We start from the raw sequence: 7,127 nt of genomic DNA on the forward strand, positions 1-7,127 counted from the left end.
CTTGAAGGGAGTTGGGGTAGTCACTACTGAACTCCCCCTCCATATTTTTCACATCCTCATCTATTTTCACTAACAAACCGGTCGCTGCCGCATGTATTCTTTTCCCTTTATTACTTTGAAAAAAAAAAACGGAATAGCACAAAAGCAACCGCATAGAGGGCTGCTTTTTCACTGACGGTGGATTACAATTAACATAAAAAGCTGGTCATCTTTTAAACCTAATGAATATAGGGAAAAAGATTAAAGAAGGAGAGATGCTAATAATACATAAAATGAAAATTAAACGGTAAAACGCGACCATATGATTGACGTTAGCTGACGGGAAACTCGTCCTTGGTACATGGCGGGGGATTTATTTCTGTGAGTTTGACTGGCCGCGAAGGCGCACGTTTTACGTAAAAGTCGAAAAGATTAGGAGTGAAATAGAGCCTTAAGAATGGAGTGATCATATGAGCAACAGTACAAACGCAAATCAGCGCGAACTGGCCACCTTTGCGGGCGGGTGTTTCTGGTGCATGGTGTCACCGTTTGAAGAAATGCCGGGAATCATAAAAGTGGTATCCGGTTATACGGGTGGAGATAAGGAGAACCCCACCTATGAGGAGGTATGTACACATACCACGGGGCATTATGAAGCGGTGCAAATTACCTTTGATCCTTCGGTCTTCCCATATGAAAAGCTGCTTGATATTTATTGGCACCAGATTGATCCAACCGATGCGGGAGGCCAATTCTATGACCGTGGCTCCTCATACCAAACAGCTATTTTTTATCATAACGAGGAACAAAAGCGTAAAGCGGAAGCATCAAAAAAAGCGCTTGCGGAAAGCGGCCGGTTTCCTAAGCCGATCGTGACGCAAATTCTTCCTGCTTCCACGTTTTATCCCGCGGAAGAATACCATCAAAACTATCATAAAAAGAACCCGCTGCATTACAACCGTTATCGCCAGGGTTCAGGCCGCCAAGCGTTCATTGACAAACATTGGAACGATGTGGAAGACAAAATTCTGCTGAAAAACAGACTAACTCCGCTCCAGTATGAAGTAACCCAAAACAATGCGACGGAACCGCCATTTAACAATGAATTCTGGGATAACAAAAAAGAGGGCCTCTATGTTGATGTCGTCTCGGGTGAGCCGCTTTTCAGCTCGCTTGATAAATACGATTCCGGATGCGGCTGGCCAAGCTTTACGAAGCCACTGCACCCGGAGACTATTGAAGAAAAGGCGGATTTCAGCCACTTTATGATCCGGACGGAAGTGCGGAGTAAAGGAGCGAATTCTCATCTCGGCCATGTTTTTGATGATGGCCCCGGTCCCGCTGGTTTGCGCTACTGCATTAATTCGGCCGCCCTCCGATTTATCCCGAAAGCGGACCTGGAGAAAGAAGGGTACGCCGAATACGCGCACTTGTTCGAGAAAAAGGAGTAGCATTTAGCAAATCCTAGCCATCCATTAAGCAATTCTTGATTATAAAATTAATTCGATGGACCGACTTAGTGAAGTGAATTACGGCCCAACCCAAAAAGTTGATGTGTTTCTCTCAACTAAACGCAATCAAGGTTTCGGAGAAGACAATGGAAAACCCCCTATTTGTCCCTGGGTTCGGGATAAATAGGGGGTTTTTTAGTAAATAAAAGAATATCATTCCTTTTATGATACAAAATACCATCGTTTGACATATTCCTGTAACATTTAAATATTATAATGGATAAAGATTAAAAAATGATGAGAAAACGTGGTGAAAATGAAGCTAATTATGCAGAAAGTGATCATAAGCGTTTTTTTCGGCATTGTTATTGGATATACAGTCGGAATCGGTTTCTTTGTTGAAAGTGTATTACTGTGCCTTTTAGCGGGAATGGTATTTTGTTTGCCGGAACCCACAGAAAATGAGGGAACCTAATGAAGAATGGGTATGAAATTCATTTGAAAAATTACATCCAGGGAGTATAAAAATGAATGTTGCAACTAGAATCACCTTAGTAAGAATAACCCTTATCCTTATCTTTATGTTTATAATGAGTCCTGGTTTTCCATGGTCAGCTCATTGGGTTTCTGGAAATACATCTGTTTTAAATGATGGCCATTTTATTGGTATCTTGGCATTCTTTATTTCCACAGCCATCAGTACACTAGACGGTTATATCGCAAGGAAAAGAAAAGAGGTAACAAAGCTCGGAAAATTCCTGGATTCGCTGACGAATAAAGTATCCATCATATCCGGGCTTCTGTTTCTTGTTCAAACGCATCAAATCTCTTCATTCCTTGCCATGATTGTGATCAGTGCTGAAATCATTATCACCGCTTTTAAAACGATAGCCGTTGCCGAAGGGGTTACCCTAATTGTAAATCGCATTGACAACATACGATTTCCGGTTCAAATATTCGCGATCCTTGTTATGATGTTCGGCGGTTATTCTATTCGTTTTATAACCCCGCCACCAATCGATACTTCAGTGATGTTGATTGCGGTTTTATTAACTATTTATTCAACAGCAGCGTATTTTCGCAGGAATATAAAAGCCACTAAAGTTTTATTTAAGTAGCACACCGGCTATTTTGCCATAAGAATTCTGTAAATAGGGTATGCAGTCATGTTTCGTCCATCTATTACACAAATGAAAGGAGGGAGAGAAGGGAGGAGAAAAAAATGGGGAAAACAGAGGAACAAACCAGGATATATTTATATGCCTGCTTTGTTGCCTGCTCAATCTCATCTCTCGCAGCGCTAAGTCCATACCCGATTTCCAAATCGCCGTTCTCGAACCCTTTAAACACAACGTCTGCAAAATCATCCAAAGGTGCGCCAAATGTATGCAATCCGACACCTCACAGGTCATTATTAACAGCTGGAGGGAAGACTTCAACAACATTACCGTTTGTTTTGGACAATTGCAGCCTCAGACTTATCGAAAAGGAGTGCAACGCCGCTTTTGTCGCACTATAAATCGGAACCCACGCACCCGGTGTAATCGCCAAACCGGAGGATATGTTAACATTTGAGATCATCCTGCTGTGTGCGGCCAGTGAAGAACATTCTGTCCGTATTAACAGGATTGCTTTTTCCCGTTACATGCTCAGGTATGATCCGGTAAACGACCGTCCGGCTGCCCATATTGGATCGATATTTGTCCACGTGGCTTTGCGCAAGCGATGCCGGATAATAGCCGGGAACATACTTATCCAGCATTGCCTGCAAAACTTCGGTTGCTTCGTCTAAAGAAGCGACACGTTCCGGTTTTCCAAACACCATTACACTTTTGTATGCGGTATCCGTATGTGCCGGGATAGGGTCTGCAATGGTTCCATATTCTTCAGCTACTGTGAAACAAACGGTTGCAGGGTGATTAAGAGCATCAATTTTACGGCCGTCCTGGCTGCCGTGAAAATAAAGGTACCCTTCATGCCAGACGAAGTTGAGAGGCACAACATATGTTCCCTCATTATCAACAAGCCCCAAATAACCGACACGTGCGGTATGTAAAAACTTCTCTATTTCGGCAGGATCGTTCATTTCTCCCACAGTTCGGCGCATATGCCGCATGTTTTCACTTTTCATTAGTTTCGTCATCGTCAGGCTCCTCCTCATTATTGATATCACGCGATTGTTCTGCTAATCTGTTAGAAACAGAACATTGAACGCAAATTTTTAAAAGTATATAGAGGAGAAAAAGCTTTGTCAATTCCGTATTTTCGTTTACATCGTTCTAGCCGGGTTCCGCTCTCGAAACAAATAGCAGAACAATTAGTGCATGCGATCCGCGCCCGACTCCTCAAACCCGGGCAATCTCTACCTACCGTACGCCAATTATCATCAAATCTACAGGTTAGCTTAGAAACCGTACAAAAAGCTTATCACACGTTGAAAAAAGACGGCTGGATCGAGAGCCGCCCGCACCATGGCACAAGGGTAACGCCCACCTTGCCACCTTCACTTGTGATGCTTCCCCCGCATCGCGGCGAAAAACGAACGCTCCTTCTGACTGAAATGAAAAAGTATAGAGACACACCAGGCATTCTTCCAGTTTCCGGTGTAACACTGCCACCGGACAGAGAATTAATGCGCGCCTTTCAGCAAGAAGCGGGAGCTGCTGTAGAACTTGCGTTTATACAAGAGGAACTGGAACCGTTTGGACTGATTCCGCTGCGTTCACGGATCCAGGGGCTGCTTGCAGCTCGCGGATTTTGGGCGGAGGAAAAATCAATCTGCATCGTAAGCGGTACACAGCAAGCTCTCTGGCTTATTACCGATCAATTTATTAAGCCTGGCGATATTGTAGGCGTCCCTGAAATGTGCTATCTCCCGGCAAGAGATGTGTTTCGTGACCGGGGGGCCAGGATTGTGCCCATAAAACTCGGAAGCGATGGGATCGATGTGGAACATTTAATGGAAGTATGCAGGAGAGAACCGCTTGCAATGCTGTATGCCATGCCGAATGCCCATTATCCGACAGGGGCATCCTGGACGCATGAAACAAAGCAAGCCGTACTTACCCTTGCCGTTCATTACGGCTTTAAAATCATAGAGGATGAATATTTCGGCGAATTGTATTACAGCCCGTTGCCGCCGTCCACCTTATACAGTTTGGCAAAAAACGGCAAAGGGCAGAGCAAGGTACCGGTGTTTTATATGAGCTCGTTTAGTACGATTACCCACCCAAACTTACGGCTGGGCTATATGGTTGTACCTGAAGCGCATACCGAACGTCTCGAACGAGCCAAGTATTTACTCGACAGCACCACAAGTGTCATTAGCCAGCAGCTTCTGTTAAATGTATGGGAACGCGTCAATATTCCGGAATACCTTGCCGGTCTTCGCGCTACGTTGAAAAAAGCGCGTGATGCGATGATTGACAGCTTAACTCGGTGGACACCGGATCCATTCAGTTTCAATGAACCTGCTATGGGAGTATGCACATGGGTATACGCGCCCGGGAACTTTACGAGCATGGACTTTTTCGAACAATGTCTCGCACGACATGTATACGTGATGCCTGCTGACGCGTTTGCTGTGGAGGATCCTGTACCGGGATTTCAAGTGAAATTTGGCAGCTTATCGCCACAAATGCTGGATGAGGGACTTCGCCGAATCGGAGAAGTACTGGGCATGCAAATGGCAAATTCCTGAACGATCCGACCTAGGTGGGTCGGCATTTTAAAATGTAAGGGGGGGGACAGACAACAGGGTTGAAAAAGAAATCAAACTCCCCCGGCAAAGTATAATGTATCGGACATAAAATATAAAAGAAGATCGTTGAGGGGAGGGACATCATGCCGATTGTTCAATGATCCTGCTTGGAACTCCACAAAAACGAGTGGATAACGTGTTACGATTAATTATGTCTCGCTCTTTTGCCTACTGCTTGTTGCTCCTTGTCAAACTGGAAAAGAACAATCAGCACAGTCTATTGCAAATCAGTAGATGGCTCAAAGTATATCTCTGGCAACCTTTCGAGCAATGGATAGGCAGAATGGATTACCAGTCTAATCGAACATACAGAGGCGACAGAAAAGAAATTAAAGAAATCTATATCATCTCAAAAACAAAAGAAATATTGGTTTGTGAGATGATTGTTTAAAATTTTAAAGTTGTTTTCTAACGTCCGATAATATATATTATGTTAACTAAGAAAAAATCCAGGCGTCCCAATAACTTTCGGTTCGTTGTTCTGATAAGATTCATTATCGGGAACTTCCTCCCCTCCAATGTCCTGATAATGAAATCAGCATCTGAATAACTCTCGGGGTCACATCCATAATGCATCGTTTCGTCCCATAATACTCGAGCATGTCCCTGTAACACATTTTTTTGGAGGTCGTTGTGTATGGATGTTCAAAAAGCCGTCGATGATTTTTTGTTTTATTTAGAAGTTGAAAAAAACTATTCGCCGAATACGCTGCGCAGCTATGCGTTTGATCTACACTGTTTTTGTTCTTTTCTACATAAGCAGCAGCGTTCCGTCGAGTTGAAATCCCTTGACATTACGACAGCTCGTCGTTTTATCCAGGATCAGGTTCTCTCATATGGAATTAAACCCCGTACACTCCAGCGGCGTATTTCCTGTCTCAAATCGTTCAGCCACTACTGCGTACGGGAAAAATGGATCGACATTGACTTTATGAGCGGAGTTGATTCGCCTAAAACTGACAAACGACTCCCTGTCTACATGAAACTGGAAGAACTACGCATGTTGTTTAGGAAGCTTGAATGTGAAGAACATGACTTCGCGATTCGCAATGAACTCATGTTTAAGTTTCTGGCTACTACAGGGATGAGACGTCAGGAACTGGTCGACTTGAACTGGGAGCATATCGATTTTGGGACAAACACCGTTCGCGTCATGGGAAAGCGAAGTAAAGAACGCTTACTCCCCCTTCACGCCTCTGTAATCCCATTGTTTATCAGCTATCGAAAATCTCTGCGCCAGGATCAGCTTCACCCCGGTGAGCCTGTTTTTCTGAAATCGCTTTGGTCAGCGTATTGATCCTAGGGGGCTGCATCGAATTTTTAAAGACGTGTTAAAACGGGCTGGTCTCCCTCCTACCCGTTTCTCTCTTCACCACTTGCGACATACGTTTGCAACTCTTCTGCTGCACAACAAAAAAGAAGGGTTCGATAAAGTGGATTTACGAACTCTACAGGAGTTGTTGGGTCACGAAAATCTGGCAACTGTTTCTGTTTATACGCATGTTGATTTTGAGAATAAGAAAAAGGCCATTGATTCATTTGAAATTTAACAAGAAAGCTGCCTCATATTGTCGAGGCAGCTTTCTTAAGTAATCTTTTTTGAAGAAGTGTATTGAACACAAATTTCCAGTGGCTTTGCATGGAGAGATGGGCATGATAGCCTTCTTTGGCATGCGAAACCCTTGTGGTATCGCCCTTTTGCAAGGAATCATGCCCATAGAGGCTCCATGTCAAGCCACTGGAAATTTCCAGCAAGTGTTCAAACTTAATTGGCGAAATCTGTTCAAATGAACTTGTCGGTTACATCCCGTTGGTGGTTCTTTTTCATTTCGTAAATTAAGCGGAATGATCGCTTGTGCGTTCAGTTCATGAGCAGCTTCATAATTCTTTAGCTGGTCATAGCCAGCATCCATCATGATAAATTCGATGTCGGTATT

General features: G+C 43.8%; 7 protein-coding genes and 3 pseudogenes. 7 read left to right on the forward strand and 3 right to left on the reverse strand.

Going from position 1 to position 7,127, the window contains the following annotated elements:
• Positions 1-311 precede the first annotated feature (311 nt).
• The 3 genes and pseudogenes from H525_RS26640 to H525_RS0117370 all read left to right on the forward strand — a co-directional run.
• Positions 312-434 (forward strand): annotated as a pseudogene (locus tag H525_RS26640) (YjbQ family protein); the annotation flags it as partial.
• A gap of 15 nt (positions 435-449) precedes the next feature.
• Entirely contained in the window at positions 450-1,430 is a 981-nt protein-coding gene (msrA, locus tag H525_RS0117360) for a peptide-methionine (S)-S-oxide reductase MsrA (RefSeq protein WP_027417220.1), read from the forward strand.
• A 527-nt stretch (positions 1,431-1,957) separates the two neighbouring features.
• A complete protein-coding gene (locus H525_RS0117370) occupies positions 1,958-2,548 on the forward strand; it encodes a CDP-alcohol phosphatidyltransferase family protein (protein WP_027417221.1) in 591 nt (196 codons plus the stop codon).
• A 64-nt stretch (positions 2,549-2,612) separates the two neighbouring features.
• On the opposite strand, the pseudogene H525_RS26645 reads toward H525_RS0117370, so the two are convergent.
• Both H525_RS26645 and H525_RS0117380 read right to left on the reverse strand, forming a co-directional pair.
• Positions 2,613-2,999, reverse strand: a pseudogene (locus tag H525_RS26645) (SDR family NAD(P)-dependent oxidoreductase); the annotation flags it as partial.
• Entirely contained in the window at positions 2,995-3,546 is a 552-nt protein-coding gene (locus H525_RS0117380) for a pyridoxamine 5'-phosphate oxidase family protein (protein WP_027417223.1), read from the reverse strand. The gene H525_RS0117380 and the pseudogene H525_RS26645, both read right to left, overlap by 5 nt.
• A 132-nt stretch (positions 3,547-3,678) precedes the next feature.
• Between H525_RS0117380 and H525_RS0117385 the strand changes: the two genes are divergently transcribed.
• The 4 genes from H525_RS0117385 (at position 3,679) to H525_RS29075 (ending at position 6,740) form a co-directional block, all read left to right on the forward strand.
• Complete coding sequence (locus tag H525_RS0117385) at positions 3,679-5,130, forward strand: aminotransferase-like domain-containing protein (RefSeq protein WP_027417224.1); 1,452 nt, start codon at positions 3,679-3,681, stop codon at positions 5,128-5,130.
• Positions 5,131-5,326: 196 nt separating this feature from the next.
• Complete coding sequence (locus H525_RS29710) at positions 5,327-5,581, forward strand: hypothetical protein (RefSeq protein WP_211237033.1); 255 nt, start codon at positions 5,327-5,329, stop codon at positions 5,579-5,581.
• A 246-nt stretch (positions 5,582-5,827) separates the two neighbouring features.
• Positions 5,828-6,487, forward strand: coding sequence for a site-specific integrase (locus tag H525_RS24600; RefSeq protein ID WP_281172637.1), 660 nt, complete (start codon positions 5,828-5,830; stop codon positions 6,485-6,487).
• Positions 6,488-6,518: 31 nt separating this feature from the next.
• The gene (locus H525_RS29075) at positions 6,519-6,740 is read left to right on the forward strand and encodes a tyrosine-type recombinase/integrase (RefSeq protein WP_281172638.1); all 222 of its coding nucleotides are present in this window, start codon (positions 6,519-6,521) and stop codon (positions 6,738-6,740) included.
• Between the two features lie 255 nt (positions 6,741-6,995).
• On the opposite strand, the pseudogene H525_RS29715 reads toward H525_RS29075, so the two are convergent.
• Positions 6,996-7,127 (reverse strand): annotated as a pseudogene (locus H525_RS29715) (transposase); the annotation flags it as partial.

Origin of the sequence: Aneurinibacillus terranovensis DSM 18919 (assembly GCF_000430625.1) — a bacterium.
Classification (GTDB): domain Bacteria; phylum Bacillota; class Bacilli; order Aneurinibacillales; family Aneurinibacillaceae; genus Aneurinibacillus_B; species Aneurinibacillus_B terranovensis.